The sequence below is a fragment of the Pseudonocardia xishanensis genome, from assembly GCF_039541715.1.
GTDB classification, from domain to species: domain Bacteria; phylum Actinomycetota; class Actinomycetes; order Mycobacteriales; family Pseudonocardiaceae; genus Pseudonocardia; species Pseudonocardia xishanensis.
On record NZ_BAABGT010000016.1, the window covers coordinates 82,683 to 107,436 of the forward strand.

Annotated in this window: 25 protein-coding genes and 1 pseudogene; 14 read left to right on the forward strand and 12 right to left on the reverse strand. The window is 73.9% G+C overall.

Annotation, left to right across the window (positions count from 1 at the left end):
* Positions 1–42: 42 nt before the first annotated feature.
* On the reverse strand, positions 43–2,013 hold the full coding sequence (locus ABD993_RS05515; RefSeq protein ID WP_345413356.1) for an alpha-1,4-glucan--maltose-1-phosphate maltosyltransferase: 1,971 nt from the start codon (positions 2,011–2,013) through the stop codon (positions 43–45).
* Between the two features lie 346 nt (positions 2,014–2,359).
* Between ABD993_RS05515 and glgP the strand changes: the two genes are divergently transcribed.
* The 4 genes from glgP to ABD993_RS05535 all read left to right on the forward strand — a co-directional run bounded on the left by glgP (position 2,360) and on the right by ABD993_RS05535 (position 6,426).
* Positions 2,360–4,867: an alpha-glucan family phosphorylase gene (gene glgP, locus ABD993_RS05520; RefSeq protein ID WP_345413359.1), complete on the forward strand. Its 2,508-nt coding sequence runs from the start codon at positions 2,360–2,362 to the stop codon at positions 4,865–4,867.
* Positions 4,868–4,907: 40 nt separating this feature from the next.
* The gene (locus ABD993_RS05525) at positions 4,908–5,351 is read left to right on the forward strand and encodes an SgcJ/EcaC family oxidoreductase (RefSeq protein ID WP_345413361.1); all 444 of its coding nucleotides are present in this window, start codon (positions 4,908–4,910) and stop codon (positions 5,349–5,351) included.
* 135 nt (positions 5,352–5,486) lie between these two features.
* Entirely contained in the window at positions 5,487–6,089 is a 603-nt protein-coding gene (locus tag ABD993_RS05530; protein ID WP_345413363.1) for a phytanoyl-CoA dioxygenase family protein, read from the forward strand.
* 4 nt (positions 6,090–6,093) lie between these two features.
* Positions 6,094–6,426, forward strand: coding sequence for a DUF5946 family protein (locus ABD993_RS05535; protein ID WP_345413365.1), 333 nt, complete (start codon positions 6,094–6,096; stop codon positions 6,424–6,426).
* Between the two features lie 33 nt (positions 6,427–6,459).
* Here the strand turns inward: ABD993_RS05535 and ABD993_RS05540 are convergent, their stop codons facing one another.
* Both ABD993_RS05540 and glgX read right to left on the reverse strand, forming a co-directional pair.
* On the reverse strand, positions 6,460–6,696 hold the full coding sequence (locus tag ABD993_RS05540; protein ID WP_345413367.1) for an FmdB family zinc ribbon protein: 237 nt from the start codon (positions 6,694–6,696) through the stop codon (positions 6,460–6,462).
* Between the two features lie 84 nt (positions 6,697–6,780).
* Positions 6,781–8,805, reverse strand: a complete 2,025-nt coding sequence (gene glgX / locus ABD993_RS05545) for a glycogen debranching protein GlgX (protein ID WP_345413369.1) — start codon at positions 8,803–8,805, stop codon at positions 6,781–6,783.
* Positions 8,806–8,878: 73 nt separating this feature from the next.
* On the opposite strand from glgX, the gene ABD993_RS05550 reads away from it, so the two are divergent.
* Genes ABD993_RS05550 through ABD993_RS05560 form a run of 3 tightly spaced genes read left to right on the forward strand, consistent with a single transcriptional unit; the run spans position 8,879 to position 11,333 of the window.
* On the forward strand, positions 8,879–9,643 hold the full coding sequence (locus tag ABD993_RS05550) for an ABC transporter ATP-binding protein (RefSeq protein WP_345413480.1): 765 nt from the start codon (positions 8,879–8,881) through the stop codon (positions 9,641–9,643).
* A gap of 20 nt (positions 9,644–9,663) precedes the next feature.
* Entirely contained in the window at positions 9,664–10,443 is a 780-nt protein-coding gene (locus ABD993_RS05555; protein ID WP_345413370.1) for an enoyl-CoA hydratase/isomerase family protein, read from the forward strand.
* Positions 10,443–11,333 (forward strand): ribonuclease Z, encoded by an 891-nt coding sequence (locus ABD993_RS05560; protein WP_345413372.1) that lies wholly within the window; start codon positions 10,443–10,445, stop codon positions 11,331–11,333. The genes ABD993_RS05555 and ABD993_RS05560 overlap by 1 nt, the downstream gene beginning before the upstream one ends.
* Here ABD993_RS05560 and ABD993_RS05565 read toward each other — a convergent pair.
* Positions 11,321–11,764 (reverse strand): MarR family winged helix-turn-helix transcriptional regulator, encoded by a 444-nt coding sequence (locus ABD993_RS05565; RefSeq protein ID WP_345413374.1) that lies wholly within the window; start codon positions 11,762–11,764, stop codon positions 11,321–11,323. The two genes, ABD993_RS05560 and ABD993_RS05565, sit on opposite strands and share 13 nt — an antisense overlap.
* A gap of 64 nt (positions 11,765–11,828) precedes the next feature.
* On the opposite strand from ABD993_RS05565, the gene ABD993_RS05570 reads away from it, so the two are divergent.
* Complete coding sequence (locus tag ABD993_RS05570; RefSeq protein WP_345413375.1) at positions 11,829–12,764, forward strand: alpha/beta hydrolase; 936 nt, start codon at positions 11,829–11,831, stop codon at positions 12,762–12,764.
* Here the strand turns inward: ABD993_RS05570 and ABD993_RS05575 are convergent.
* Positions 12,757–12,882, reverse strand: coding sequence for a hypothetical protein (locus ABD993_RS05575; protein WP_345413377.1), 126 nt, complete (start codon positions 12,880–12,882; stop codon positions 12,757–12,759). The two genes, ABD993_RS05570 and ABD993_RS05575, sit on opposite strands and share 8 nt — an antisense overlap.
* A 206-nt stretch (positions 12,883–13,088) precedes the next feature.
* Here ABD993_RS05575 and ABD993_RS05580 point away from each other — a divergent pair, with 206 nt between their 5' ends.
* The 3 genes from ABD993_RS05580 to ABD993_RS05590 are packed head-to-tail and all read left to right on the forward strand — an operon-like array spanning position 13,089 to position 15,940.
* Entirely contained in the window at positions 13,089–14,042 is a 954-nt protein-coding gene (locus ABD993_RS05580; protein WP_345413379.1) for a methyltransferase domain-containing protein, read from the forward strand.
* 45 nt (positions 14,043–14,087) lie between these two features.
* A complete protein-coding gene (gene macS, locus ABD993_RS05585) occupies positions 14,088–15,260 on the forward strand; it encodes a MacS family sensor histidine kinase (protein WP_345413381.1) in 1,173 nt (390 codons plus the stop codon).
* Between the two features lie 17 nt (positions 15,261–15,277).
* Positions 15,278–15,940 (forward strand): response regulator, encoded by a 663-nt coding sequence (locus ABD993_RS05590; RefSeq protein WP_345413482.1) that lies wholly within the window; start codon positions 15,278–15,280, stop codon positions 15,938–15,940.
* A 1-nt stretch (position 15,941) separates the two neighbouring features.
* On the opposite strand, the gene ABD993_RS05595 is transcribed toward ABD993_RS05590, so the two are convergent.
* The gene (locus ABD993_RS05595) at positions 15,942–16,529 is read right to left on the reverse strand and encodes a LuxR C-terminal-related transcriptional regulator (protein ID WP_345413384.1); all 588 of its coding nucleotides are present in this window, start codon (positions 16,527–16,529) and stop codon (positions 15,942–15,944) included.
* 79 nt (positions 16,530–16,608) lie between these two features.
* A complete protein-coding gene (locus ABD993_RS05600; protein ID WP_345413385.1) occupies positions 16,609–16,809 on the reverse strand; it encodes a hypothetical protein in 201 nt (66 codons plus the stop codon).
* Positions 16,810–16,859: 50 nt separating this feature from the next.
* Between ABD993_RS05600 and ABD993_RS05605 the strand changes: the two genes are divergently transcribed.
* A complete protein-coding gene (locus ABD993_RS05605) occupies positions 16,860–17,594 on the forward strand; it encodes an acyltransferase (protein WP_345413387.1) in 735 nt (244 codons plus the stop codon).
* A 60-nt stretch (positions 17,595–17,654) separates the two neighbouring features.
* Here the strand turns inward: ABD993_RS05605 and ABD993_RS05610 are convergent.
* Positions 17,655–18,803: pseudogene (locus ABD993_RS05610) on the reverse strand (glycosyltransferase family 4 protein); the annotation flags it as partial.
* Positions 18,804–18,882: 79 nt separating this feature from the next.
* Between ABD993_RS05610 and ABD993_RS05615 the strand changes: the two are divergent.
* On the forward strand, positions 18,883–19,617 hold the full coding sequence (locus ABD993_RS05615) for a trypsin-like serine peptidase (protein WP_345413388.1): 735 nt from the start codon (positions 18,883–18,885) through the stop codon (positions 19,615–19,617).
* Between the two features lie 7 nt (positions 19,618–19,624).
* Here the strand turns inward: ABD993_RS05615 and ABD993_RS05620 are convergent, their stop codons facing one another.
* The 4 genes from ABD993_RS05620 to ABD993_RS05635 are packed head-to-tail and all read right to left on the reverse strand — an operon-like array spanning position 19,625 to position 23,542.
* The gene (locus ABD993_RS05620; RefSeq protein WP_345413390.1) at positions 19,625–21,079 is read right to left on the reverse strand and encodes a 1,4-alpha-glucan branching protein domain-containing protein; all 1,455 of its coding nucleotides are present in this window, start codon (positions 21,077–21,079) and stop codon (positions 19,625–19,627) included.
* Positions 21,076–21,813 carry a class I SAM-dependent methyltransferase gene (locus ABD993_RS05625; RefSeq protein WP_425568898.1) on the reverse strand — a complete coding sequence of 246 codons (738 nt, stop codon included), beginning with the start codon at positions 21,811–21,813 and terminating at the stop codon, positions 21,076–21,078. Before ABD993_RS05625 ends, ABD993_RS05620 begins: the two co-directional genes overlap by 4 nt.
* A gap of 35 nt (positions 21,814–21,848) precedes the next feature.
* Complete coding sequence (locus ABD993_RS05630) at positions 21,849–23,225, reverse strand: M14 family zinc carboxypeptidase (protein WP_345413394.1); 1,377 nt, start codon at positions 23,223–23,225, stop codon at positions 21,849–21,851.
* Positions 23,222–23,542 (reverse strand): hypothetical protein, encoded by a 321-nt coding sequence (locus ABD993_RS05635; RefSeq protein WP_345413397.1) that lies wholly within the window; start codon positions 23,540–23,542, stop codon positions 23,222–23,224. Before ABD993_RS05635 ends, ABD993_RS05630 begins: the two co-directional genes overlap by 4 nt.
* A gap of 415 nt (positions 23,543–23,957) precedes the next feature.
* Between ABD993_RS05635 and ABD993_RS05640 the strand changes: the two genes are divergently transcribed.
* Positions 23,958–24,743, forward strand: coding sequence for an electron transfer flavoprotein subunit beta/FixA family protein (locus tag ABD993_RS05640; RefSeq protein ID WP_345413399.1), 786 nt, complete (start codon positions 23,958–23,960; stop codon positions 24,741–24,743).
* Positions 24,744–24,754 lie beyond the last annotated feature (11 nt).

Sequence of the window (24,754 nt, forward strand, 5' to 3'; positions counted from 1 at the left end):
CGACCCTAACGAGAGTTGTCGTGAAGTTCAGGGTGGAGCGCGTCAGGAGTGGACGCGCAGCACGTGCGCGACGTTCTCCCACGGAGAGAGGCGCACGTAGTTGCGCTCCTGCCACTGGAACGACTCGCCGGTGATCTCGTCCGTCACTCTGAACGTGTCCTGCCAGTCCATGCCCAGCTCCGGCATGTCCAGCCGCACGAAGCCCTCGCACATGTCGAACGAGTTCAGGGTGACGACCACGATCACCGTGTCCCCGGTGGCCGGGTCCTTCTTCGAGTAGGCCAGCAGCTGGGGGTTGTCGGCCTCGTGGAAGTGGATCTCGCGGAGCTGCTGCAGCGCCGGGTGGGCGCGGCGGATCTCGTTGAGCCTGCCGATGAAGGGCTCCAGGGAGCGCCCCTCGTTGAGCGCCTGGTGGTAGTCCCGCGGGCGCAGCTCGTACTTCTCCGAGTCCAGGTACTCCTCGGAGCCCGGCTTGACGGGGGTGCCCTCGAACAGCTCGAACCCGGAGTAGACGCCCCACGTCGGCGACATGGTGGCGGCCAGCACCGCGCGGATCGCGAACATCGCCGGGCCGCCGGTCTGCAGCGACTCGTGGAGGATGTCCGGGGTGTTGACGAACAGGTTCGGCCGGGCCTCGTCCGCGCGCTCGGCGTGCATGAGCGCGAACTCGGCCAGCTCCTCGGCCTCGGTCCGCCACGTGAAGTACGTGTAGGACTGCGTGAAGCCCAGGCGTGCGAGCCCGAACATCCGCGCCGGGCGGGTGAAGGCCTCGGCCAGGAACAGCACGTCCGGGTAGCGGGCCTTGACCTGCCAGATCAGCCAGTGCCAGAAGTTCGGCGGCTTGGTGTGCGGGTTGTCCACCCGGAAGATCCGCACGCCGTGCTCGACCCAGTGCAGGACGACCCGCAGCGACTCGGCGTAGATGCCCGCCGGGTCGTTGTCGAAGTTGATCGGGTAGATGTCCTGGTACTTCTTCGGCGGGTTCTCCGCGTAGGCGATCGAGCCGTCCGGCCGCACGGTGAACCACTCCGGGTGGGCCTCGACCCACGGGTGGTCCGGCGCGCACTGGAGCGCGAAGTCCAGCGCGACCTCCATGCCGAGGTCCTTGGTGCGGGCGACGAAGGCGTCGAAGTCCTCGATCGTGCCCAGTTCGGGATCGATCGCGTCGTGCCCGCCGTCCTTGCTGCCGATGGCCCACGGGGACCCGACGTCCCCGGGCTCGGCGTGCACGGAGTTGTTGGGGCCCTTGCGGTGCACGGTGCCGACGGGGTGGATCGGTGGGAGGTAGACGACGTCGAAGTTCATCGCCGCGATGCGGTCCAGCTCCTTGGCCGCGGTGACGAACGAGCCGTGCACGGCGCGGCCCGTCTCGTCCCGGCCGCCGGTGGAGCGGGGGAAGAACTCGTACCAGGAGCCGAAGAGCGCGCGCTCGCGGTCGACGTAGACCTGCTGGGTGCGGCCGCGGGTGATCAGCTCCCGGACCGGGCGCTCGACCATGATCTGGTGCACCGCCGGGAACAGGGCCGGGGCGACGCGGGCGTGCAGCGGCAGCGCGGTGTCCCGCAGGGCGTTCGCGGCGCCGAAGAGCAGGTCCCGGTTGGTGCGCTCGCTGGGACGGCGGCCCACGCGCTGCAGCAGCCGGGCGCCGGTCTCCAGGTCGTTGGCCAGCTCGTCCGGAGTCTGGCCCACCTTCATCTTGGCCTCGACGGCGTGCCGCCAGGTGGCCCACGGGTCGCTCCAGGCGTCCACGCGGAAGGTCCACAGGCCCGGCTCGCCCGGCACCACGGTGGCGCCGAAGCGGTCGGTACCGACGCCGTCCGGCGTCATCCGGACGTGCTCGGCCTGCTCGCGCGATCCGAGCCGCTTCCAGACGACGTTCGCCGCGACCGCATCGTGACCCTCGCGCCACACCGTGGCGCGGATCGGGAGCACCTCGCCGACGACGGCCTTGCTCGGGTGCCGCCCGTCCCCCACACAGGGGCTGACGTCATCGATTCCGAGCCGACCGGTCATATCGGACGCCACCCCCGCATGTCGCACGTGTGATTTCGCACCCCGGATACCCCTGTGGCGTGCGGGACAACCGTATCCGGTCCGTCCATACCCCGCGTGGTCGGACCGGCCGCCGTGTCGCGGATTCACATGCTCTTCACCGCGCGGTTCCGACCGTCCGGCGCGTACTCCTCGGACGGGCCCGGGAACGGCTGCGCAGCGTGACCGAGCGCTGGGCCACCCGCGTGGTCGGTCACCCCGTGGAGCAGTCGTCTCGTTCCACTCGATCGTGAGCCGCGCCCGCGCCCCCTCCGATGCCCCCGCACTCCCTGCCGCGCACCGGTACGCAGCCGCTAACCTCCGCCCGGTGAGAGCTCTCCGCCGGTTCACCGTCCGCGCCCAGCTGCCGGAGCCGTTGGCCCCGCTGCAGACCCTCGCCACGAACCTGCGGTGGAGCTGGCATCCGGCCACCCGGGAGCTGTTCGCGTCGCTGGACCCGGCGGCGTGGGCCCGCGCGAACGAGGACCCCGTGCGGCTGCTCGGCGAGATCCCCACGGCGACGCTGCGGGAGCTGGCCGCGGACGCCGACCTGGTGACCGAGGTGGCCGACCTGGCCGCGGACCTGGAGCGCTACCTCACCGAGGACCGCTGGTACCAGGCGCAGAGCGACCTCCCGGCGGGCATCGCGTACTTCTCCATGGAGTTCGGCGTCTCCGAGGTGCTGCCGAACTACTCCGGCGGGCTCGGGGTGCTGGCGGGGGACCACCTCAAGGCCGCCTCCGACCTGGGCGTGCCGCTCGTGGCGGTCGGGCTGCTGTACCAGTCCGGCTACTTCCGGCAGTCGCTCTCGCTCGACGGCTGGCAGCTCGAGCACTACCCGGTCCTCGACCCGCAGGGTCTGCCGCTGCAGCTGCTGACGGACGGCGAGGGCGAGCCGGTGCTCGTCGAGGTCGCCATGCCGGAGGGCCGCACGCTGGCCGCGCGGGTGTGGCAGGCCGCCGTCGGGCGGGTGCCGCTGCTGCTGCTCGACGCGGACATCGAGGCGAACGACGTCGACCTGCGGACCGTCACCGACCGGCTCTACGGCGGCGACCAGGACCACCGGATCTCCCAGGAGATCCTGATCGGCGTCGGCGGCGTGCGGGCGGTGCGTGCCTACTGCCGCGCCACCGGGCACCCGTCGCCCGAGGTGTTCCACACCAACGAGGGGCACGCGGGGTTCCTCGGCCTGGAGCGGATCCGAGAGCTCCAGACCACCGAGTCCCTGGACTTCGACCAGGCGCTCGCCGCGGTCCGCGCGGGCACGGTGTTCACCACGCACACCCCCGTCCCCGCGGGCATCGACCGCTTCCCGGTCGACCTGGTCAAGCGCTACCTGACCGACGACCTGCTCCCCGGCGTCCCGACGGCCCGGCTGCTCGCGATGGGCTCCGAGGACGACAAGGCGATGTTCAACATGGCGCACATGGGGCTGCGGCTGGCCCAGCGCGCCAACGGGGTGTCGAAGCTGCACGGCGAGGTCTCGCGCGGGATGTTCGGCGGGCTGTGGAGCGGGTTCGACGCCGAGGAGGTCCCGATCGGCTCGGTGACCAACGGCGTGCACGGGCACACCTGGGAGGCCCCGGAGGTCGCGGGGCTGGTCGGCGAGCCCGGGCACCCGCTCGAGGTCGGGGACGCCGAGCTCTGGGGCCTGCGCAACGCCCTGCGCGCCCGGCTGGTCGACGAGGTCCGCCGCCGCGTCCGCGCGGCCTGGCTGGAGCGCGGCGCGTCCGTCCCGGAGCTGGCCTGGACCGATCACGTGTTCGATCCGGACGTGCTCACCGTCGGCTTCGCCCGCCGCGTCCCGACCTACAAGCGGCTCACCCTGATGCTGCGCGACCCGCACCGGCTCCGGGACCTGCTGCTGGACCCGCACCGGCCGGTGCAGCTGATCGTCGCGGGCAAGTCCCACCCCGCGGACGACGGCGGCAAGGCCCTGATCCAGCAGATCGTCCGGTTCGCGGACGATCCGGCCGTGCGGCACCGCATCGTCTTCCTGCCCGACTACGACATGTCGATGGCGCGGTACCTGTACTGGGGCTGCGACGTCTGGCTGAACAACCCGCTGCGGCCGCTGGAGGCGTGCGGGACGTCGGGCATGAAGTCCGCGCTCAACGGCGGGCTCAACCTGTCCATCCGGGACGGCTGGTGGGACGAGCTCTACGACGGCGCCAACGGCTGGGCGATCCCCACCGCGGACGGCATCGAGGACCCGCACAAGCGGGACGACCTCGAGGCCCAGGCGCTCTACGAGCTGCTGGCCACCCAGGTCGCTCCGGCGTTCTACGAGCGGGACCAGGGCGTGCCGACGAAGTGGACCGGGCTGGTCCGGCACACGCTGGAGACGCTGCGGCCGTCGGTGCAGGCGACCCGGATGGTGCGCGAGTACGTCGAGGACCTCTACGCCCCGGCCGCCCGTGCCGCGGCGACGGTCACGGAGTCGCAGTACGCCGGTGCGCGCGAGGTCGCGGCCTACCGGTCCAAGCTCAACGCGGCGTGGACGAAGGTGCAGGTCATCGGGGTGGACGCGTCCGGGCTGCCGGATGTCCCGGTCGTCGGGGCGCCGATGACCGTGCGCGCGGCGATCGAGCTGGCCGGGCTCACCCCGGAGGACGTGACCGTCGAGGCGATCGTCGGGCGGGTGGACGAGGCGGACGAGCTGGACGACACGGTGCGCGTGGCGATGAAGCACGTCGGCGCCGCGGACGGCGCGGACCGCTTCGAGGCGGTCGTCCCGCTGCCGCACGCGGGGCTCGCGGGCTACACGGTCCGGGTCCTGCCCACCCACCCGCTGCTCGCGTCGTCCGCGGAGCTGGGGAAGGTCGTCCTCGCCTGAGGGTTGACCTGAAGTCGGGTCGAGGTCGGACGCTGTCCGCATGACTCTCGCGGACAGCGCTCCGACCCTCGCCGACCCGACCGACCGCCCCGCCGACGCCGCCGCGATCCGGGCGGTGATCGCGGACGTCGAGGCCGGGCTGAACGGCAACGACCCCGATCTGATGACCCGCCACTTCGCCGCGGACGCCGTGGCGGTCGGGGTGAACGGACGGCCCCACCTCGGCCTGGAGGCGCTGCGCGCCGCGCACGTGAGTGCCGTCGGCCCGGGTGGGTTCCTGCGTGATCAGTACGCGCGGTACGAGGTGGTCTCGGTGACCTTCCCGAGCGACGACGTGGCGCTCGCCCGCAAGCTCGCCCGCGCCGTCGACGCCGAGGGCGAGCCCGTCGACCTCGACCACGCCATGTCGGCGCTCTACGTCTTCGTGCGGCGGGACGGCCGCTGGTGGATCGCGGCGCGCCAGAACACGCTGATCCCCGGGTAGCGCTGCGCGATCGCACGTTTCGTGCTCACAGCGCGGCACGATCGTCGGTCCGGTGCGTGTCTGCGTCGGCCGGGCGCCCGGTGAGGCCCGCGAAACCCGTCGCGGCCCACGGCCCGCAGCGGGCATGCTCGCCTCGTGACGGCCGCGCTCGACCTCTCCGCCCTCGACCGCGAGGGCTATCTCGTCCTGCCCGCCGTGCTCTCCGCGGAGGACGTCGCGGCCGTCCGCGCGCAGGTCGAGGCCGCGTTGGGGACGGCGGAGCACGCGCGGCAGGGCGGGACGGTGCACGTCGGGCAGCTGGCCGGGCCGCCGATCGACCGGATGCGCGAGGCGCTCCTCCCGGCCGTCCGGCACGTGCTCGGACCGGATGCGGAGCTGCGCAACGCCCACTTCCGCGGCCCCCTTCCCGGCCACGGCGGACAGGCGCTGCACGCGGACTTCGGCGGGCCGCCGCCCCCGGAGCCCGCGGTGGCGGTCGCGGTGGTCGCGCTCGTCGACGTGACCGAGGACGGCGGCGCCACGCGGGTGGTGCCGGGGACGCACCGCTGGGCGAAGGGCGCTCCGGGCGGCGATCCCACCCGTCGTCACCCGGACGAGAAACGGATTCCGCTGGTCGCGGGCTCGGCGCTGCTGTTCAACGGCCATCTCTGGCACTCGGGCACCCGCAACGACTCCGCCCGCCGCCGGGACGCGCTGCAGGTCACCTTCGCCCGCCCGGGCGCGGTGTGGTCGCCGTGACCCGATGACCGCCGGGTGTCCCGGCTGCGAGGGCGGGACCGCCCCGCTCCTCGCCTCGCCCGGCTGTGCGGAACGGGCGTTGGCCGTGGCCGAGCGGGAGTTCGGGGATCCGCGGTACTTCGTGGTGCACGACGTGACCGCCGCGGCCTACCGGGTCCAGCACCCCGACACCGTGACGCCGCACTCGGTCGCGGTGGGGCCGGCGGTGCTGCAGGGGGCGGTGGAGCAGGGGCTGAGCGGTGACGCGCTGCAGAAGCGGATCCGCTGGGCGGCACCGGAGCTGTGGGCGGGGTGGCACACCACGCACACCACGCTCGCCGCCGCGCTCCGGGGCTGAACGCGCCCTGGACCCGCGGGTGGGGGTTCGCGGTCAGCCGCAGCAGCCGCCGCCGCAGCAGCCCCCGCCACCACCGGCCGGGGCCATCGCGGGCGCGCCGCCGCCTGCGCGGCCGCCGAGCGAGATCGTCGACAGCAGCTTGATGGTGTCGCTGTGGCCCTGCGGGCAGTCCGCGGGATCGGACGCCGCGGCCATGGGGCGGTCGACCTCGAAGGTCGCGTGCCCTCCGACGCGGGCGCACTCCCGGCAGCGGAACTCGTAGCGCGGCATGGGCGGGAGCCTACGCCGCAACGGCACCCGACTCCACGCCCTCGGCCTGCGCCAGGCTTGGTGATCACCGCGGAGGGGTGCCGGTTACTGCGGAGCCGCCGGGATGCGGCGGAAGAGCAGCAGGGAGTGCGGGGGGAGGGTGATGGTGCTCCCGCCGCGCAACACGCGGTCCGCGGGCGGGCAGCCGTCCTCGCGGGTGGTGTCCAGGACCGGGCGCAGGGCCGCGGTGCCGGGGAGGACGCAGGGCCGGGCGCCGCCGTCTCCGTTGAGCAGGAAGAGCCACTCGCCGGTCAGCAGGCCCAGGGCGCGGGCGTGGCCGTCGTGCCAGTCGCCGGGCTCCATGAGGCGCCCGCCCGGGTTCCACCAGCGGACGTCCTCGTCCCGCAGGAACACGTCCCGGTGCAGGTCGGGAGAGTACCGGCGGATCGCGGTGAGCCGCGCGGTGAACGCCGTCATCGCCTCGGCCGCGGACGGGTCCAGCCGGTCCGGGGACCAGTCGACCCAGGTGGTCTCGTCGTCCAGGCAGTAGGCGTTGTTGTTGCCGCCCTGGGTGCGCCAGCGCTCGTCCCCGGCGACGATCATCGGGGTGCCGATGGAGAGCAGCAGGGTCGCCAGCATCGCGCGCGCGGCCGAGCGCCTGCGCGCCCGCACCACCGGGGAGGTCGACTCGCCCTCGACCCCGAAGTTCTGCGAGCGGTTGTCGTCCGTGCCGTCCCGGTTCTGCTCGCCGTTGGCGTCGTTGTGCTTGCGCTCGTAGGTGACCAGGTCGCGGAGGGTGAACCCGTCGTGCGCGGTCACGAAGTTGACCGACGCCCACGGCCGCCGCCCGGACAGCCCGTAGATGTCCGACGAGCCCGTCACCCGCGAGGCGAGCTCGGCGATGTGCCCGTGGCCGCGGAAGAAGTCCCGCACCGCGTCCCGGTAGCGGCCGTTCCACTCCGACCACGCGACCCCGAAGCCGCCGACCCGGTAGCCCTCGCCGGTGGCGTCCCAGGGCTCGGCGATCAGCTTGGTCGTGGACAGGATCGGGTCCACCGCGATGGCCGTGAGCAGCGAGGAGTGCGGGTCGAACGGGCCCGAGTGCGGCCGCCCGAGCACCGAGGCCAGGTCGATGCGGAAGCCGTCGACGCCGTAGCGGGTGACCCAGTGCCGCATGGCGTCGCAGACCAGCCGGATGACGGTGGGGGAACCCGCGTCGAGGGTGTTGCCCGTGCCGGTGATGTCGTTGTCGTGGCCGGCGCCGCCCAGCGAGTAGTACGAGCGCGCGTCCAGGCCGCGGTAGGACAGCGTCATGCCGCCGACCCCGCCCTCGCAGGTGTGGTTCGGGACGAAGTCGAGGATCACCTCGATGCCCGCGGCGTGCAGGGTGTCCACCATCGTGCGGAACTCGGTGGTCTCCTCGCCGGGTGTCGCGGCGTAGCCGGCGTGCGGGGCGAGGAAGCCGAGCGTGGAGTAGCCCCAGTAGTTGACCGCGCCACGCTCCACCAGGGACGGTTCGGAGGCGCTGGCGCACACCGGGAGCAGCTCGACCGCCGTCACCCCGATCCGCTGCAGGTGCGCCACCACGGCCGGGTGCGCCAGGCCGAGATAGGTCCCCCGCTGCTCGACCGGGACCTCCGGGTGCAGCTTGGTGAACCCCTTCACGTGCAGCTCGGTGATCACCGTCTCCGACCACGGCACGTCCGGCCGCGGCGGCAGCGGGCTCGACGACGCCACGTCGATCACCGACAGCGGCACCGACCCGAGCGAGTCGACGGTGCTCGCGGGGCCGGTCATCGGGTCGTCCACCCAGCCGCGGGCGGCGCACAGGTCGGTGACCCGGCCCGTGATCCGGGTGGCGTACGGGTCGACGAGGATCTTGTGCGGGTTCGACCGGTGCCCCTCCCACGGCCGGTACGGCCCGTGCACCCGGTAGCCGTAGCGCTGGCCGGGCCGCACGCCGGGGACGTGCCCGTGCCACACCCCGAACGTCCGCTCGGTCAGCTCGACCCGCCGCTCGGTGAGATCCTCCTCCACCAGGCACACCTCGACGGCGTCGGCGCTGGTCGAGGCGACGGCGAACCGGGCCCCGGAGTCGTCGACATGGGCACCCAACGGGAAGACCGGCACGATCGGCGAGGATAAGGCCGTGAGCACTCCCGCAACGACCGCCGCGCCCGATCTCACCGATCTCGTGATCCGCATGGACGGGGTCACCGTGCGGCGCGGGAACACCGTGCTGCTCGACGCCGTCGACTGGAGCGTCGAGCTCGACGAGCGCTGGGTCGTCCTCGGCCCCAACGGCGCGGGCAAGACCACGCTGCTGAGGCTGGCCGCCGCCGAGCTGCACCCGACCTCCGGGTCGGTGCACGTCCTGGGGGAGCGGATCGGCAGGGTCGCGCTGTTCGAGCTGCGCCCCCGCATCGGCCTGACCTCGGCGAACCTGGGCATCCGGATCCCCGGGGACGAGGTCGTGTCCGACGTCGTCGTGTCCGCCGGGTACGGCGTCCTCGGCCGCTGGCGGGAGCGCTACGACGCGCTGGACACCGACCGGGCCCGCGCGCTGCTGGAGCAGCTGGGCATGGCGGGCTTCGCCGACCGCGAGTACCGCACCCTGTCCGAGGGGGAGCGCAAGCGGGTGCTCATCGCCCGCGCGCTGATGACCGATCCCGAGCTCCTGCTGCTGGACGAGCCGGCCGCCGGTCTCGACCTCGGCGGCCGCGAGGACCTCGTCTCCCGGCTGTCCGCGCTGGCCCTCGACCCGGACGCCCCGGCGTCGGTGCTGGTCACCCACCACGTCGAGGAGATCCCGCCCGGCTACACGCACGGCCTGCTGCTGCGCGAGGGCCGGGTGGTCGCCGCGGGCCTGCTGGACGACGTGCTCACCGACGCGACCCTCACCGAGACCTTCGGCGTCTCGTTGGCCGTGCAGAAGCGACGCAAGCGCTACACCGCCTGGCAGCGCTGAGCGCGCGTTAAGGTCGGCGCGTGACGGAATTCGTGAGGCTCGAGGTCGACAACGGTGTGGGTACGATCCGGCTGGACCGCCCGCCCATGAACGCGCTGAACCGCCAGGTCCAGGCCGAGCTGCTGCAGCTCGCGGAGGAGGCGTCGGCCCGCGCCGACGTCCGCGCGGTGATCGTCTACGGCGGCGAGAAGACGCTCGCGGCGGGCGCGGACGTCAAGGAGATGGCGACGATGTCCTACTCGGACATGGCGCCGGTCGCCCGGAAGCTGTCCGCCGGGCTGGGCGCGCTGTCGATCATCCCGAAGCCGACGGTCGCCGCGGTCACCGGCTATGCGCTCGGCGGCGGTCTCGAGGTCGCGCTCGGCGCGGACCGGCGGATCGTCGGGGACAACGCCAAGCTCGGCTTCCCGGAGATCCTGCTGGGCATCTTCCCCGGCGGCGGCGGCACCCAGCGGCTGGCGCGGCTCATCGGGCCCGCGCGGGCCAAGGACCTGATCTACACCGGCCGGTTCGTCACCGCGCAGGAGGCGCTGGAGATCGGGCTGGTGGACGAGGTCGTCCCGGCGGACGAGGTCTACTCGCGGTCCGTCGAGTACGTCTCGCAGTTCACGAAGGGCCCCGCGCTGGCGTACGCCGCGGCGAAGAAGGCGATCGACGGCGGCATCGAGATTGACCTGCGCAACGGCCTGGACCTGGAGTCCGAGCTGTTCGCGGGCGTGTTCGCGAGCGAGGACGCGACCATCGGCATGGAGTCGTTCGTCGCCAACGGCCCCGGCAAGGCGGAGTTCACGGGGCGCTGATGCGTGAGCTGGTGGTCCTGGGTACGGCGTCCCAGGCGCCGACCCGGACCCGCCACCACAACGGGTACTTCCTGCGCTTCGACGACCAGGGGCTGCTCTTCGACCCCGGCGAGGGCACCCAGCGGCAGATGCTGCTGGCCGGTGTCCCGGCGAGCGCGGTCACCCGGCTCTGCCTGACCCACCTGCACGGCGACCACTGCCTCGGCGTGCCCGGTGTGCTGCAACGGATCTCGTTGGACGCGGTGGCGCACCCGGTGCACGCGCACTTCCCCGCGTCCGGCCGGGAGTACTTCTCCCGGCTGCGCTACGCGAGCGTCTACCGGGAGCGCGGCGAGATCGTCGAGCACCCGCACGCCGCCGACGGCCCGGTCGCACCGGGCCTGTCGGTGGCCCGGCTGGAGCACCCCGTGGAGGCCTTCGGGTACCGGCTGACCGAGCCCGACGGCCGTCGGATGCTGCCCGACGCCCTCGCCCGCGCGGGCATCACCGGCCCGCGGGTCCGCGAGCTCCAGGCCCGCGGCGAGCTCGACGGCGTCACCCTCGACCGGGTGAGCGCGCCGCGGCCGGGGCAGGTGGTCGCGTTCGTGATGGACACCCGGCTGTGCGACGGGGTGTACGCCCTCGCCGACCGCGCCGACATGCTGGTCATCGAGTCGACGTTCCTCGACGCGGAGCGGGACCTCGCCCACACCTACGGCCACCTGACCGCGCGCGAGGCCGCGACCGTGGCCGCCGAGTGCGGGGTGCGCACGCTGGTGCTCACCCACTTCTCCCAGCGCTACACCGACCCGACCGCCTTCGAGCGGGAGGCCCGCGCGGTCTTCGGCGGCGAGCTGCACGTCGCCGAGGACCTGATGCGGATCCCGGTCCCGCCGCGTCAGGCCGCGTAGGCGTCCATGTGCCGGACCAGCGCGTGCAGCTGGTCCCGCAGCGCGGCCCGTTGCTCGGCGGGCAGGCCGAAGGCCTCGGCCATCCCGACCGGGACGTCGCGCGCCCGCTCGTGCAGCGCCCGCCCCTCGTCGGTGAGGACGACGTCCACCCCACGCTCGTCGTCCGTCCGGCGCCGCCGCGTCAGCAGCCCCCGCTGCTGCAGCCGCTTGAGCAGCGGCGTGACCGTCCCGTAGTCGAGGTGCAGCGCCGCCCCGACCTCCTTGACGCTGCGGGTCTCGTGCTCCCAGAGCAGCAGCATGACGAGGTACTGCGGGTAGGTCAGGTCCAGCTCGGTCAGCAGCGGGCGGTAGGCGGCGGTGACGGAACGGGAGGCCGCATAGATCGCGAAGCAGAGCTGGTCGTCGAGCGCCATCGACTCACCATGATCCATCGGTGAACGGTATCACAGGCACAAGTAACTTGTGCACAAGTTACTTGTGAGCTAGGTTTCTGGCATGACGAACCGACCGGTCCTCGAACCTGCAGCGCAAGCCTTCGTCGAGGCCACCGCCACCCCACCGTTCCTCTACCAGCTCACCCCGGAGAACGGCCGCAAGGCCGTCGACGACGTGCAGTCCGGCGAGATCGCCAAGCCCGCGATCGACGAGGAGTGGGTGGACCTCGACGACTTCCGGATCCGGATCGTGAAGCCGCAGGGCGGCACCGGGCCGCTCCCCGTCGCGCTGTACATGCACGGGGGCGGCTGGGTGTTCGGTAACGCCCACACCCACGACCGGCTCGTCCGCGAGCTCGCCGTCGGCGCCGACATCGCCGTGGTGTTCGTCGAGTACACGCCCTCGCCCGAGGCCCGGTACCCCGTCGCGATCGAGCAGGGCTACCGCGCGGCGCAGTGGATCGGCACCGACGGCGCGGCGCACGGGCTCGACGGGTCCCGGCTCGTCGTGGCCGGGGACTCGGTGGGCGGCAACATGTCCGCCGCCCTCACGCTGCTGGCGAAGGAGCGCGGGGACGTGGTCTTCCGCCACCAGCTGCTGTTCTACCCGGTGACCGACGCGGCCTTCGACACCGAGTCCTACGAGCGCTTCGCCACCGGCTACTTCCTGCACCGCGAGGGCATGAAGTGGTTCTGGGACCAGTACACGACCGATGAGGCCGAGCGCGCCCAGATCACCGCCTCACCGCTGCGCGCCACCGTCGAGCAGCTCGCGGGCCTGCCGCCCGCGCTGGTCATCACCGACGAGGCGGACGTCCTGCGGGACGAGGGCGAGGCCTACGCGGACAAGCTCCGGGAGGCGGGCGTCGCCGTGACCGCGACCTGCTACCTCGGTGTGGTGCACGACTTCATGATGGTGAACCCGTTGCGGGACACCGGCGCGGCCGAGTCGGCGATCGCCCAGGCCGTCGCGACGCTGAAGGCCGCTCTCAGCTGAAGGGGGCGGGCGCGACCGTCGCCGCGCAGGCCGCGAACCGCGCGTCGAGCCCGGAGGCGGCGGAGGGCCGGAAGCCGAGCAGGGTGTTGTCCTGCGGCGCGACGACCGAGTCGAGCACGACGCTGCGAATGCCTGCCGGATGGTCGCGCAGGGTCTACAGGGCCAGGTCGGTGCCGTAGGCCTCATCCCGCCTCGTCCTCCGCGACGGTCGGACGCACGGCAGCCGCACCCTCAGCCGGGTCCCGCGGGATGGTCGGCTCGACCGTGCACCGCCGCGTGATGGCCGTGATCCGGTTCCCGTCCCGGTGACTAGGCTCGCGAGCCATGAGCACGGACCAGGCCCCCCAGCCCCACGCGACCGCCGAGCAGGTCGAGGCGGCGTGGACGGACCCCAAGCTGGCCAACGTGCTCTACCACGACTGGGAGGCCGGGACCTACGACGAGAAGTGGTCGATCAGCTACGACGAGCGCTGCATCGACTACGCCGCGGGCCGGTTCCGGCTGGCCACCGGCTGGGACGGGCGTCCCTACGGCCACGCGCTGGAGCTCGGGTCCGGCACCGGCTTCTTCCTGCTCAACCTGATGCAGGCCGGGGTCGCGGAGACCGGCTCGGTCACCGACCTCTCGCCCGGCATGGTGCAGGCCGCGCTGCGCAACGCCGAGCACCTCGGCCTGCCCGTCGACGGGAAGGTCGCGGACGCCGAGACGATCCCGTACCCGGACGAGACGTTCGACCTCGTCGTCGGGCATGCGGTGCTGCACCACATCCCGGATGTCGAGCAGGCGTTCCGCGAGGTGCTGCGCGTACTCAAGCCGGGCGGGCGGTTCGTCTTCGCCGGTGAGCCGACCACGGTCGGGGACGCCTACGCGCGCACGCTCTCCCGGCTGACCTGGAAGGTCGCGACCACGGTCACGAAGCTGCCTCCGCTGCGGGGCTGGCGACGGCCGCAGTCCGAGCTGGACGAGTCCAGCCGCGCCGCCGCGCTCGAGGCCGTGGTGGACATCCACACCTTCGACCCGGCGGAGCTGGAGCGGATGGCGTCGCGGGCGGGGGCGCGCGAGGTGAGGGCCACCACCGAGGAGCTCACGGCCGCGATGCTGGGCTGGCCGGTGCGGACCTTCGAGGCCGCCGTCCCGCCCGGCAAGCTGGGCTGGAACTGGGCCATGTTCGCCTACCACGGCTGGCAGCGGCTCTCCGCGCTCGACGCAGTGCTGTCCCGCGTGGTCCCGCGCCAGTGGTTCTACAACGCCCTGATCACCGGGACCAGGTCTCGGTAGGACCACGGACCCGGCGAACGGGTCGGGTCGGGCAGACTGCTCGTCGTGGACCATCCGCTCGAGCCGCTGTGGCGCGGTGCCGTGGTGTACCGGGTGCTGACCCTGCTCACCGTGATCGGAGTGTCCGCCTTCCACATGCGCGAGTACGCCTCGCCGATCGGCGCGGGCGCGGTGCTCGTGGTGATGGCGGGCTGGACGGCGCTGCAGGCCAGGGTCTACCTGGGGGCCGCGGCGGACGCTCCGTCACGCCTGCTTCCGTCCGCGGATCGGCGGGCGGCCTTCGCGGTCGCGGACCTCGTCGTCTCCGCGGCGATCATGCTGACCACCCCGCTGATCGTCACGGACGCCCAGCTGGACGCGCACGCCCCCGGCATGGGCTCCATCTGGACCTCCGGCGCGGTGCTGAGCTGCGCGATCGCGTTCCGGGTGCCCGGCGGGGTCGCCTCCGCCGCGGTGGTCTCGGCGGCGCTGGTCCTCGGCAAGTCCCGCGCCACGCTCACCGAGCTCAGCGACATCCAGATCCTGGTGCTGGCGGGCCTGACCGTCGGGTTCGCGTCGCTGGTGCTCGGCCGGGCCGCCGAGCGGCTGCGCCGGGCCGCGGCGGAGGAGGCGGCGGCGACCGAGCGCGAACGGCTCGCCCGCGAGGTGCACGACGGCGTCCTGCAGGTCCTCGCGCACGTCAAGCGGCGGGGGGCCGAGCTCGGCGGTGGCGCGGCGGAGCTGGGTGCCCTCGCAGGCGACCAGGAGGTCGCCCTGCGCACGTTGCTGACCAGCGGGAACGCCCAGGTGGACGAGTCCGGGCAGCGGGACCTCGCCGCCACCCTGCGGGCGCTGGCCTCGCCGCGGGTCACCGTGTCCGCCCCCGCACACAGCGTGGACCTGCCCGCGGGGACCGTCGCCGAGCTGGACGCCGTGGTGCGGGCAGCGCTGGGGAACATCGCGCAGCACGTCGGCGCGGACGCCCCGGCCTGGGTGTTCGTCGAGCAGACCGACGACGCGATCGAGATCAGCGTGCGGGACGCAGGCCCCGGCATCCCGGACGGCAGGCTCGCCGAGGCGGAGGCGCAGGGCCGGATCGGGGTCGCCCGGTCGATGCGCGGCCGCGTCGCGGACCTCGGCGGCAGCGTCGCGCTGGACACCGGGCCGGGCCGTGGGACGGAGTGGACCATCACGGTCCCGACCGCGCGGAGCTCGCGGCGACAGAGGGAGGCCTCGTGACTGGTCCGGTGACCGTGATGGTGGTCGACGACCACCCGATCTGGCGCGAGGGCGTGGCCCGCGACCTGGGTGAACGCGGCCTGGAGGTGGTCGCCACGGCCCCGGACGCCGGCGCCGCGATCCGCATCGCCCCCGCCGTGCGGCCGCAGGTCGTGCTGATGGACCTCCATCTCGGTGAGACGCCCGGTGGGGAGCCTGCGGACCGCCGCATCAGCACCGGGGTGACGGCGATCAGGGGCATCGTCGCGAAGCTGCCGGACACCCGCATCCTGGTGCTCTCGGCCAGTGGCGAGCACGCGGACGTGCTCGAGGCGCTCAAGGCCGGCGCGACCGGCTACCTGGTGAAGTCCGCGAGCGTGGAGGAGCTGGTCGACGCGGTGCAGCGGACCGCGCAGGGCATCCCGGTGTTCACGCCGGGCCTGGCCGGGCTGGTGCTGGGCGAGTACCGGCGGCTGGCGCAGGGGCCCACGGGCGAGCCCGCGGTCCCGGCCCTCACCGACCGGGAGACCGAGGTGCTGCGGTTCGTCGCGAAGGGGCTCACGGCCCGGCAGATCGGGGAGCGGCTGGTGGTCTCCCACCGGACCGTCGAGAGCCACGTGCAGAACACCCTGCGCAAGCTGCAGCTGCACAACCGCTCGCAGCTCGTGCGCTACGCCATCGAGCAGGGCCTCGCCGAGTAGCTCAGGCCAGCCCGTGCTCGATGGCGTACCGGACGAGTGCGGCGCGGCCCGGGACGTCGACCTTGCGGAGCATGCGCTGGATGTGGTTCTCCACCGTCCGCGGGGACAGGACGAGCCGGGTGGCGATCTGGCGGGAGGTGAGCCCCTCGACGACCAGCCGCAACACGTCGGTCTCCCGGCCGGTCAGGTGGGGGACCGCGCCGTCCGGGCCCTGCGCCGCGGCGTCGAGGACGTGGGTGGCGAGCCCGTCGCCGAAGGCGGTCACCCCCGCGGCGGCCGCCCTGACGACCTGCGGTAGCGCCGGGTCGGTCCGCAGCACGTACCCGGTCGCCCCGGCCCGCACCACGTCGAGGACCTGGCCGGGGGAGGAGGCCACCGCCACGACCGGCACCGCCGGGAGCTCGGCCGCCAGCAGACCGACGGCCGTGGTGGCGGGCGGCCCGGCGTCCAGGTCGACGATCACGACGTCCGCGGGCAGCGTGCGGGCCACCGCCACCACCTCGGCGGACCGGACGGTGCGGGTCGGGGCCAGGTCGGCGGGCAGGTCCAGTGCGGACCCACCCGCCACCAGCACCACGGCCAACGCCACGCTCCACCCCCGAGGAAGTGGATCATGCCGAGCGCGCGCCGGGTGGTCGAGCCGAGTCACCGTTTCGGAGCAGTCGCTCCTACTCGGAGCGGGTGGGCTCGCTCTCGTTCTCCTCGTCCAGCTCCTTCGCGGCGGCGTCGGTGGCGCCGGAGTCGGAGCCGACGGAGCCGGTCCGCGGGTCGCCCTGGTGGTCGAGGTCGCGGGCGGTGTCCCCGCCCGCCCCGGTCAGGTCGTGGTCGGTGGCCTCGTTGCCGGGGGCGTCCCCGGTTCGGTCGGTCATGGTGTGCGGTACCCGCGAACCCGGCCGCGCACACGCCCTACGCTCCAGGCATGTCCCGGCGCGACCCCGACCAGGCCCGGTTCCTCACCCCGGCCTCGCTGCGCTGGGTGATCCGCCACCGGGCGTGGACGCCCTGGTACCTGCTGCGGTACTGGCGGCTGCTGCGGCTGCGGCTGCGGCATCCCGAGGTCGTCCTGCGCGGCATGGTCTTCCTGGGGCGCCACGTCGAGATCGAGGCGCGGCGCGGGTACGGGCGGCTGGAGATCGGCCGCTGGGTGCACATCGGGGACGGCAACTCGCTGCGCTGCCACGAGGGCTCGATGCGGATCGGGGACAAGGTGGTCCTGGGCCGCCACAACACGCTGAACTGCTACCTGGACGTCGAGGTCGGTGCCGCGTCGATCATCGCCGACTGGGTCCACGTCACCGACTTCGACCACCGCACGGAGGACGTGCACGTCCCGATCAAGGACCAGGGCATCGTGAAGTCGCCCGTGCGGATCGGCCCGGACACCTGGATCGGGGTGAAGGCCTCGGTGCTACGGGGCTCCCGCATCGGGCGCGGCTGCGTGCTCGGCGCCCACGCCGTCGTGCGCGGGGACATCCCGGACCACAGCATCGCCGTGGGCGCCCCCGCGCGCGTGGTGCGGGACCGGGTCGCGGACTACGAGGCCGCCGCGGCCGAGCGCGCCGCCGTCGCGGACATGGCCCGCAAGCAGCGGGCGGCGGCGGAGCAGCGCCGCACCCGCGAGGAGGTCGCCGGTCGCGATCTTGGGGCGGGGTAGGGCTCGCTCGCCGCCGTTCTCGGCCGCCGCGTAGAGGGCGGCCGTTCGTGCCGCGAGGGTGGGCCAGGCGAAGTCCTCGCGGAGGCGTGCTCGTGCGGTCCGGGCGTGGTTCGCCGCGACCGCGGGGGCGTGCAGGGCGCGGTCGACGGCGGCGGCGAGGGCGGGCACGTCGGCGGGCGGGAAGGACCAGCCTGTCTCGCCCTCGACGACGAGCTCACCCAGCCCACCCGCGGTCGAGGCGACGAGCGTGGCGCCCGCTGCGGCGGCCTCCAGGGCCACGATCCCGAACGGCTCGTAGCGGCTCGGCAGCACGACGGCGTCCGCCGCGACCAGCAGCGCCGCGAGGTCGCGGTCGGGGAGATGGCCGGTGAAGCTCACCGCGCGGCCGAGCCGCAGCCGTCGGACCTCGCCGGCGAGGAACTCCCGCTGGGTGCCGGTGCCCGCGACCAGCAGCCGGGTCCCGGGGTGCCTGCGCCGGATCCGGGGCAGCGCGGCGAGCAGGTCCTGGACGCCCTTCTCGTACTCCAGTCGCCCCACGAACACCAGGACGGGGCCGGGCCCGGGCGCGAACCGCTCCCGCACGGCCGCGGCGCGGTCGCGGCGCACCCGCCAGCCGCGGGCGTCGATCCCGTTGTGCACCACGTGGATCGCGGCGGGATCGAGGTCGTACAGCTGGGCCGCCTCGGTCCGCATGGCCCGCGAGCAGGTGATCACGGTGTCCGCCCGGTTCGCCAGCGCCCACTCGACGCTGTGCACGGCCCGGTTGAGCGGGCCCGGCAGCCACCCGGAGTGCCTGCCGGCCTCGGTGGCGTGCAGCGTCGCGACGAGCGGGACGCCCAGCACGTCCGCGAGCGTGGTCGCGGGGTGGGCCACGAGCCAGTCGTGGGCGTGCACGACCTCCGGGCGCCAGTCGCCGAGCCGGGTCAGCGCGGTGCGGACCAGGGTGTGGCCCATCGCGAGGGTCCAGGCCACGAGATCGCGCGCGAACTCCAGGTGGATCGGGTCCTCGGCGGCGCGCAGCACCCGCACCGCGTCCACGACGGTGTCCGACGTGGGGTGGGTCGAGGCGTCCGACCCGGTGGGCTGTCGGCACAGCACGACGACCTCGTGGCCCGCCGCGGCGAGCTCGCGGGCCAGTGCGTGCACGTGCCTGCCCAACCCCCCGACGACCACCGGCGGGTACTCCCAGGACACCAGCAACACGCGCACCGCGGTGATCCTGACAGGCGGCTCTCAGGTGCCCCCCAGTACCCTCTGTGTTGCGTGCCGGAACGGTGGGGGGTGGGGCGTGCGGGGGACGGTTCGGCTGGTCGCGGCCGTGGGGCTCATGATCCTGGTGTCGGGCTGTGCGGTGACCGAGCCCGGGTCCGCCGTGCCCACCCCGCGCCCGACGGCGACCGCGGCGAGCGCCGTCGGCGCCCTGTTCGACGGGCCGGACCACTTCTGCAGCGGGTCCGTCGTGGACAGTCCCACGGGAGACCTGGTGCTCACCGCCGCACACTGCGTGGCGAGCGGTGACGGCTCGCCCGCGGCGACCGGGATGTCGTTCGTCCCCGGCTACCACGACGGCGTCTCGCCGTACGGCGCGTGGACCGTGCAGAGCGCCGCCGTGGACCCGCACTTCCTGGCGGACGCCGACCCGGACTACGACGTCGCCTTCCTGCGGGTCTCCGGCCCGGTCGAGGACGTCACCGGTGGCTTCGCGGTGGCCTTCGACCCCGGCGCGGGCGACGAGGTCGCCGCGGTCGGCTACCCGATGGAGGACGACGCGCCGACCACCCGCGCCGGTGTCACCGAGCAGTTCTCCGTGACCCAGCTCGAGCTGCCCGCCCCCGGCCTGGAGAACGGCACCAGCGGCGGGCCGTGGCTGCGGGGGGACGGTACGGTCGTCGGGTTGACCGGCGGCTACGAGCAGGGCGGGTACGACTTCGACACCTCGTACTCCACCTACCTGGACGAGGACTTCGCCGGTCTGCGGGACGAGGCGCTCGACGCCCCGGACATCCGCGCCGAGGCCGGGTAGGACCGGTCTAGAGGTCCCGCGCGTCCAGGTGGCCGAAGGGGCTCGGCTCCCAGGTCGCCGTGAGGGTGGCCGCCTCGGCGCGGCGGCCCTCGTCGAGCAGGGCGGCGAGCGCGGACACCCGGTCCGCGTGCCGCCGGGCGCGGTCGCGGGCGTAGTCCACGGTGGACCCCGTGCTGACCATGAAGGCCCAGTCGCTGGACAGGGCGAGCAGTGCCTGCGAGGCCAGCGCGTCCAGCAGGGGGTCGCGGACGACGGACCGTGCCTTGTCGACGGTCGTGAGCAGTCGCTCCTGGACCTCGGCGTTGAGCGCGACGAGATCGGCCACCGGCTCCCCGGCCCACACCCGCCAGTCCTTCCCGGACCCCCACGAGGACTCCGGCAGCTCCACCGGCTCGCCGACGAGACCGGGATCGGCGAGCGCACCGCGCAGCGTGGTCACCCGGATCCCGGCCTCCGGCAGGGCGCGCAGCACGGCGGCCAGCCAGGCGGGCCCCTCGTGCCACCAGTGCCCGAACAGCTCCGTGTCGAACGCGGCCACGCTCAGTGCGGGCCTGCCGTGGCGTTCCCGCAGCGCGTCCAGCCGGGCCCCGACGCAGGCCGTGAAGTCCGCCGCGTGCTCCGCGACGCGGGCGGCGGCGCGGTCCGGCTCGTAGGACGCCTTCTCGTGCGGCGGGACGTCCGGGCCGGTCACCCGGGCGGGCTTGAGACCGGTGGCGTGGTCGTAGGTGTGGAAGTCCCGGTAGTCGCGGTGGCCGGGATAGCCCTTGCGAGGGGACCAGACGCGGTAGGTGACCTCGAGGTCCCGGCCCACGCACAGCACATCCCCGACCGGCCGGGCGAAGGCCGTCTCGCCGTGCAGCGCCGGGCCGTCGACCAGGAAGTGGGACACCCCGGCCGCCGCGTACTCGGCCTCCATGCCCGGGCGGTAGCCGCACTCCGGGGCCCAGATGCCCGCGGGCCGGGACCCGGTGCGCCACACCGCGTCCCGCAGCCCGAGGCGTAGCCCGAAGTCTCGGACGCGCGGGTCGAGCAGCGGGCCGAACGGGTGCGTGGCGGGCCCGCCCAGCAGCTCGACGGGCAGACCGCGCAGGACCGGCGACGCGCCGTGCCGCCAGTGGGCCTCGAACTCGTGCAGCGCCGCCGCGGCGAGCCGGTGCTCGTGGGCGGCCTGCGCGGGCAGCCGCGGTGCGGCCTCGTGGGCGCGCTGCTGCCAGCCGCCGAGCCAGGCGTGGGTGGCGCTCAGGCAGTGCGGGTCGTCCAGCTGGGCGGCCAGCACGGGCGTGACACCGAGGGTGAGCACGTCCCGCCCGCCCTCCGCGGCCAGCTCGCGCAGCATCGCCGCGAGCCGCAGGTAGGACTGGGCCCAGGCCTGGTGGAGCCACTCCTCGCCGACCGGCCAGCGGCCGTGGTGGGCGACCCAGGGCAGGTGGCTGTGCAGGACGAGGCAGAAGGTGCCCCTCATGCGGTGGCGGTGACGAGGAGGTCGAGGCTCGCGTCCAGGTCCTCCGGCGTGAGCACGAAGTCCGCCGCGGTGACCGCCGCGACGTCCGCGAGCAGGTCCGCGGGCCAGGCCCCGTCGCCGAGGACCACGGCCACCTGGGCGTCGATGAGCGAGCCGCCGTGCCGGGCGTCGAGCGTCCGCAGGCGCGGGCCGTGGTGCAGGCCGAGCACCCGGACGTCCGCGAACCCGCTGCCCCGCACCAGGTCCGCCAGCTCGGCCGGGGAGAGCTCGCGGGTGTGGAAGGGGTTGAGCGGGGTGTCGCGGCCGGGGGAGAAGGTGATCCGGTTCGGGGTGGAGACCAGCAGCTCACCGCCCGGGCGGAGCACGCGGCGGCACTCGGCCAGGAACCCCTCCTGGTCCCAGAGGTGCTCGACCACCTGCAACGACACCACGACGTCCACCGACCCGGTCACGACCGGCAGGGCCACCAGGTTCGCCCGGGCCACGGCGACATCGGGATAGCGGCGGGCGGCGTGCGCAGCGGTGAGCGCGTCGTAGTCCAGCCCCACGACCCGCCCCGCGGTGCGCGCCAGCAGGTCCGCCCCGTACCCCTCGCCGCAGCCCGCCTCCAGCACGGTGCGCCCGGCGCAGCGCGGGGCGAGCGCGGCGTAGACCGCCTCGTGGCGGCGGAACCAGTAGTTCTCGTGGGCGATCCCGGGGACGGTCCGCTCGCCCGTCAGGGGGAGTGTCTCCACCCGCCCGACGCTGTCAGACCGGCTCGGGGAGCCGCTCACCGGGGGTCCGGGGACCGGCCCGAGAGGTGGGCCGCGGCCGCGATCACCGAGGCGTACTGGGTGGCGACCAGCGTGCGGATCGGGATGGGGCGGGCGTGGGAGTCCGCGGCGGCCTCGGCGAGCCAGGCGTCGTACCGGCGGCTCAGGGCGGCGTGGGCGTGGCGGATGCCGGGGCGGACGTTGCCCAGCGCCAGCTCGGCCTCCAGGGCGCGGACCAGCATCCCGCCGTAGCGCAGCCGGTACATGTGGACCGAGTCCGCCACCGAGGCGACCTCGGCCACCGTCGCGGGGCGGTCCGCCGCGGGCTCGCCGCCGCGGTGCCCCATGTCCTCGGCCAGGTCGGCCGCGGTGCGCGCGTAGAACCGCGTGGCGCGCAGGAACGGCGAGTCCACACTGGTCAGACCGGAGACGGCGGTGAGGTGGTCGCCCAGCACGGCGGCCAGGTCGGCGAGCTCGGCGGCATGGGTGCGCAGGGCGTCCGCGTACCGCTCGGTGGTGGGCGTGGTGTCCGAGAACCGGGGGTCCTGCCAGTACGGCAGCTCGCTGACCAGGGTGAGCGTGCCGTGCGGTTCGGCGTACGAGGCCGTCGAGTTCCCGCCGGACACGGCGTCGGCGCGGCCCGTGCGGGCGTAGTGGTCGTAGGCGTCCCGGATGTCCAGGGTCTGGTAGACGCCGTCCGCCAGCACCGGGATCCAGGGCGCCTCGGGCTCGCCGCGGTGCAGCGGCAGGCCGAGCAGCTCCGGGACCCCCTGCAGCACCGGGTAGAGCGCGGGCTCGTCCCGCGAGAGGTAGTAGTAGACCCCGCCCAGCTCCGCGTTGTGCAGCGACGCCATGAGCGCGGGGGTGTGCGCGTCGATCAGCCGCATCAGGGCGAAGGTCTCGGGCAGCACGGCGTCGAAGTAGGCGCCGTCGTGGTCCAGCGGGAAGGTCCACTCGACCTGCTCGGCGCCCGCGGGGCGGTAGAAGTGCCGGGCGTAGTGCTCGCGGGTGAAGGGGCCCGCGAGCCAGCCCTCGTTGAGCCGCAGGCCGTCCGGGTCGATGCACGGCACGATGTGCCAGGTGTGGCCGAGGCGGGCGCGCAGCCCGGCGTCCTCGGCGAGCCTGCGCGCCAGGTGCAGCGCGGTGAGCCCGCCGATCGGCTCGTTGGGGTGGGGGAGGCCGAAGACGACCGCCTCCGGGGCGCCACCCCGGATCGTCAGGCAGTGCAGCGGTTCGCCGAGCGCGGAGGTCCCGATCCGCCGGGCGGTCACGACGTCCGGATGCGCCGCTGCGATCCGCCCCGCCTCCGCCACGAGGCCGTCGACGCCCTCGAACGCGGCGTACTCGCCGACGGTCTCCAGCTCCGCGGCCAGCCAGGCGGGGACCCCCGTCATGCCGTGCGCGGGTCCGGGCCCGGGGCGCCGGACACCGTGATGACCCCGCCGACGGACTCGTTCAGCCACGCCAGCAGGGTGTGGTCGTCCAGGGTGAGCGGGACCTCGGGGCCCGCCCAGCCGAGCCGGGTCACCGGGCGGTGGGCCAGCGCGTCGTCCAGCAGCAGGGCGAGCCCGTCGGTCAGCAGCACCGTCACCCCCTCGTGGGTGACCTCGCGGGTGCCCGGCTCGCCGTCGTCCTTGCGGTCCGGCCCGGTGCGGACCACGTAGCCCTGGCCCGTCCGGTCGTCGTACCCCGTCACCAGCACCGTGCGCACACCCCCTCCGCGGCCGCAGCGCGACCGGCACGGGGACCCTAGTGTCCGGGCGCCCGGGGCGGTGCGGGCACCGGAGCGCATCACGTCCGTTCTCGGGAACTCCGCAGGTGGAGGCGCTGGTGAGCAGGCTCACGCCGTCGGCCGTTTGCTGTTCGGATACCGAACAGAAACAATCGGGGACGAGTCAGACGGCCAGCGCACGGCCTCGACGACCCCGCGCCACCGGGGCCTTCGCAGCCGACGCCGGCCGCCTTTCGACAGGTCCGGGCAGCGGCGTCCCCGCCGCGGGCGGGGGCGTCCCCCTCACCCGCACGAGCGTGGGCGGCGCACCGGGATCGGCGATAGGTTCGCATGAGGTGCACACGCGGCGGCCGCTTCGAGTCGGCCGCCCTGGGCAGGAGGTCGAAGAGGTCCGATGAACATCGTCGTACTGGTCAAGCAGGTGCCGGACACCTACTCCGAGCGGAAACTGTCCTCGGGGGACCACACCCTGGACCGGGACGCCACGGACGCGGTTCTGGACGAGATCGACGAGCGTGCGGTGGAGTCCGCGCTGCAGCTCAAGGAGGCGAACGACGGGTCCGAGGTGACTGTCGTCGCGCTCGGCCCGGACCGGGCCACGGACGCGATCCGCAAGGCGCTGTCGATGGGTGCGGACAAGGCCGTGCACCTGTCGGACGAGGCGCTGCACGGGTCGTGCGCGATCCAGACCACCAAGGCCATCGCCAAGGTCATCGGCACGCTGGGCGAGGTCGACCTGGTGCTGGCGGGCAACGAGGCGTCGGACGGGCGGATCGGCGCGGTGCCGGCGATGGTGGCCGACGTGCTGGGGCTGCCGTCGCTGACCCATGCCCGTGAGCTGACCGTGGAGGGCTCGACGGTGACCGTGCGTCGCGAGACCGACGACGGGGTCACGATCCTGACCGCGGAGCTGCCCGCGGTGGTGTCGGTGAACGAGAAGATCAACGAGCCGCGGTACCCGTCGTTCAAGGGGATCATGGCGGCGAAGAAGAAGCCGGTCACCACGCTGTCGCTGGCCGACGCCGGGATCGACGCCTCCGAGGTCGGGTTGGCCTCGGCGACGTCGACGGTGACGTCCTCGCAGCCGAAGCCGCCGAAGTCCGGTGGCGAGAAGGTCACCGACGAGGGCGACGGCGGGGCGAAGATCGCCGCGTTCCTGGTCGGCCAGAAGCTCATCTGAGCATCCCCCGA

Excerpts from the sequence above, each read along its gene's own strand:
- ABD993_RS05640 (WP_345413399.1), top strand. The coding sequence starts at position 23,958 with ATGAACATCGTCGTACTGGTCAAGCAGGTGCCGGACACCTACTCCGAG.
- ABD993_RS05605 (WP_345413387.1), top strand. The coding sequence starts at position 16,860 with ATGTCCCGGCGCGACCCCGACCAGGCCCGGTTCCTCACCCCGGCCTCG.
- ABD993_RS05515 (WP_345413356.1), bottom strand. The coding sequence starts at position 2,013 with ATGACCGGTCGGCTCGGAATCGATGACGTCAGCCCCTGTGTGGGGGAC.
- ABD993_RS05550 (WP_345413480.1), top strand. The coding sequence starts at position 8,879 with ATGGACGGGGTCACCGTGCGGCGCGGGAACACCGTGCTGCTCGACGCC.
- ABD993_RS05540 (WP_345413367.1), bottom strand. The coding sequence starts at position 6,696 with ATGCCGCGCTACGAGTTCCGCTGCCGGGAGTGCGCCCGCGTCGGAGGG.
- ABD993_RS05580 (WP_345413379.1), top strand. The coding sequence starts at position 13,089 with ATGAGCACGGACCAGGCCCCCCAGCCCCACGCGACCGCCGAGCAGGTC.
- ABD993_RS05570 (WP_345413375.1), top strand. The coding sequence starts at position 11,829 with ATGACGAACCGACCGGTCCTCGAACCTGCAGCGCAAGCCTTCGTCGAG.
- ABD993_RS05535 (WP_345413365.1), top strand. The coding sequence starts at position 6,094 with ATGACCGCCGGGTGTCCCGGCTGCGAGGGCGGGACCGCCCCGCTCCTC.
- ABD993_RS05600 (WP_345413385.1), bottom strand. The coding sequence starts at position 16,809 with ATGACCGACCGAACCGGGGACGCCCCCGGCAACGAGGCCACCGACCAC.
- ABD993_RS05525 (WP_345413361.1), top strand. The coding sequence starts at position 4,908 with ATGACTCTCGCGGACAGCGCTCCGACCCTCGCCGACCCGACCGACCGC.
- ABD993_RS05620 (WP_345413390.1), bottom strand. The coding sequence starts at position 21,079 with ATGAGGGGCACCTTCTGCCTCGTCCTGCACAGCCACCTGCCCTGGGTC.
- ABD993_RS05565 (WP_345413374.1), bottom strand. The coding sequence starts at position 11,764 with ATGGATCATGGTGAGTCGATGGCGCTCGACGACCAGCTCTGCTTCGCG.
- ABD993_RS05590 (WP_345413482.1), top strand. The coding sequence starts at position 15,278 with ATGGTGGTCGACGACCACCCGATCTGGCGCGAGGGCGTGGCCCGCGAC.
- ABD993_RS05630 (WP_345413394.1), bottom strand. The coding sequence starts at position 23,225 with ATGACGGGGGTCCCCGCCTGGCTGGCCGCGGAGCTGGAGACCGTCGGC.
- ABD993_RS05560 (WP_345413372.1), top strand. The coding sequence starts at position 10,443 with ATGCGTGAGCTGGTGGTCCTGGGTACGGCGTCCCAGGCGCCGACCCGG.